This window comes from Streptomyces sp. NPDC005574 (assembly GCF_040605435.1).
In the GTDB taxonomy this organism is placed as follows: Bacteria; Actinomycetota; Actinomycetes; order Streptomycetales; family Streptomycetaceae; genus Streptomyces.
On record NZ_JBEXCW010000258.1, the window covers coordinates 1 to 2,396 of the forward strand.

At 60.9% G+C, this 2,396-nt stretch carries 3 protein-coding genes and 1 pseudogene; 3 read left to right on the forward strand and 1 reads right to left on the reverse strand.

Features of this window, described 5'->3' with window-relative positions:
• Positions 1 to 95: 95 nt before the first annotated feature.
• Positions 96 to 338 carry a hypothetical protein gene (locus tag ABZT03_RS43815; RefSeq protein WP_356049855.1) on the forward strand — a complete coding sequence of 81 codons (243 nt, stop codon included), beginning with the start codon at positions 96 to 98 and terminating at the stop codon, positions 336 to 338.
• A 144-nt stretch (positions 339 to 482) separates the two neighbouring features.
• Here ABZT03_RS43815 and ABZT03_RS43820 read toward each other — a convergent pair.
• A pseudogene (locus ABZT03_RS43820) lies at positions 483 to 790 on the reverse strand (transposase); the annotation flags it as partial.
• A 258-nt stretch (positions 791 to 1,048) separates the two neighbouring features.
• On the opposite strand from ABZT03_RS43820, the gene ABZT03_RS43825 reads away from it, so the two are divergent.
• Positions 1,049 to 1,285 carry a hypothetical protein gene (locus ABZT03_RS43825; protein WP_356049856.1) on the forward strand — a complete coding sequence of 79 codons (237 nt, stop codon included), beginning with the start codon at positions 1,049 to 1,051 and terminating at the stop codon, positions 1,283 to 1,285.
• Between the two features lie 282 nt (positions 1,286 to 1,567).
• Positions 1,568 to 2,116, forward strand: a complete 549-nt coding sequence (locus ABZT03_RS43830) for a hypothetical protein (protein WP_356049857.1) — start codon at positions 1,568 to 1,570, stop codon at positions 2,114 to 2,116.
• The last annotated feature ends 280 nt before the right edge of the window (positions 2,117 to 2,396 follow it).

Genomic DNA, 2,396 nt, shown 5'->3' on the forward strand with positions numbered 1-2,396 from the left:
TACGACACCGCGTCCACGAGCAGCCCCTCCCGGCGATCCGACCAGACAGATGATCATGCCACCGGCGAGGGCTCCCGCTCAACCTGACAATGCCCATGCCGTCCATGACAGGCGAGGAGACCAGTTCCTACCTGGTCCACCACCTCGCACTCGCCGGACGCACCGACACCCTGTTCACCGACGACGCGATCACCCTGATCCACGACACCGCCCGCGGCTATCCCCGCGCCGTCAACAACCTCGCCGTCCAGGCCCTGCTGTCCGCTTACGCCGAGGGCAAGCCCATCGTCGACGAGACCAGCGCACGCGCCGCCGTCGCCGAAGTCACCGCCGAATGACGACCGCGCCCACCATCGGCACCCTCAACATCCCAGTGACACCATGAAGATCAAACAGCCCGCTGGAAAACCACCAGCGGGCTCTCTTCATCCCCGAACATCACCATCGCGAGTGGCAAACCCATCACGATTTTGAGTGGCAGCCAACACTGCTTTGATGCCACGTTTCTGCAGGTAAAGGCGGTTAGCGCGGGACGAGTAGGCCTTGTAGGGGGCGACAGCGCCGGGCTGGGTCCGAGGCCGGCCGACAGGCAGACGGACCCGTATCTGGTGCAGCACGGGGAGGAACTGCGCGGGCTGTCGGCGGCCTGCCCTGCAGTCAGTACGAGTGACAGCGGACGGCATTTGTGGTCAGCGGCCAGATGAATCTTGCTCGTCACTCCGCCCCGGGGTCTGCCGAGCAGGGCCTGGTTCAGGCGGAGCTTGCGCCGTCGCCTGATGCGCCGTCGCTCTTGCTGCTGGGGGTTGCCTACGTGTCATACCCAGCGTCCTACCAGGTCCCGCCACCGCACAGGACCAGAAGCCCGAGAATGATCACGACTTCACACAGGCCCTCGCCGTCCTGGCTCTCGAGAGTGGGACGCCTTACCGCTGCAGAGACACTCCGATAATCGGAGACATCTGTCCGAAAGTGTACCTACCCTGCGCAACAGACATGTCACTTTCTGCTATCTTCTTGATCGGTTTCACGACGAAAGGGAAGCCTGTTTATGTACGCCATCGCTCGAAACGCGCGCCACGTGGCAATTGCCGCTCTGGCTTCTTCTGCTTTGATTGGCATCTCCATGACCCCGAGCTTTGCCCAGACCCCGGAGGCCGTAACTTCTTCCGCATGGCAGCCGCCGATAGGCATGAGCTTCAGCGGCACCGGTTCATTGCAGGTAGCTGCCATGGGCAGTGCTGACACGGCCATGACTTCCTGGGCTGCCGATTACCATGCCAACTGAGTGAAGCGTTCCTCGACTTCCCAGCAGCTTGCCCCCAGCAGTTGGAGTGTGACCGTCCAAGCGGAGTGCTTCTTCGGCTGATTGGCGAGCCGCCTAAATATCCGGGACATGCATAGGTTGTGACCGGGGCGGATAAAGCGGAATGCCTGGCTATTGTCGTAGTGGTACGTCCGATGTCCCGCTGAATCATTACTCCGAGGTTCCTAGGTTCACAAAGCGCCTCATGTATGATACCTATTCCACTCCCCACCGCTATCAAAATTGCACCAATGGAGCCGCAGTATGCTGCCGAAATCACATTTCGCCATCCTACTCAAGATGTCCCCCCAACAGTGCGCCGCCTTCGCGGCAGGTGTTACCGAGCGAGTCTTCGACTTGTACTTGGCCTGTGCCGCACCGTATCGCGGTGATGTGTGGGAAGCAGTCAAGACCGCCTGGAATCTAGCTTCCGGTGAGACGGCCCACCAGGCTACCGCTACCTGCCTGGCCGATACCCTCGACGAGGAAGCGGGAGGCTACTGCGATGACCTCAAGCAAAGCATCGACGTGCCGTTCGGCGTGATTGTTGCTGCATCCCACACGTTAAAAGCAGCGCAGTCAGGCAACCCCCAAGAAGCGGAGGCTGCCGCGAACTTCGCAAGCGCTGAGGTTGCCCGTGCAGCTCATACTTATGGCGATAAGAACGAACAGGACCGTGCGGAGCAGGAAGAGGTCAAATGGCAACTCGAGTGGCTGCACCATGTCAGCACAAGCGACCCATCGCACGTCCGTGAAGCGTTCAGAGCGCGCACAGTGACGAAACCAGCCTGGCAAAGGTATTGGGAGAACTAACAATTCTCCCAACCCATCTTCTCATTTCCGGAGCCTCCATTTATTGTTCCTAGCCTCGATCTTTCTTGAGGGTCCGCCGGCGGAGTCGGTGGACCCTTTGCTTTCCGGAACTGATGGTGGGCAGGCTGGTGGCCCGGCTGTCGCGTCGGCCTCGATTCGTCAGGGGTTGTGAGCTGCTGACCGGCTGGTCGGTTCGCCCCTTTTGTCCCTGATGGTTGGGGATGGGGCCGTCGCGTGTCGCTGCGGCTGCGCTCGGGTTCCACGGCACCGAGGGTGGTTG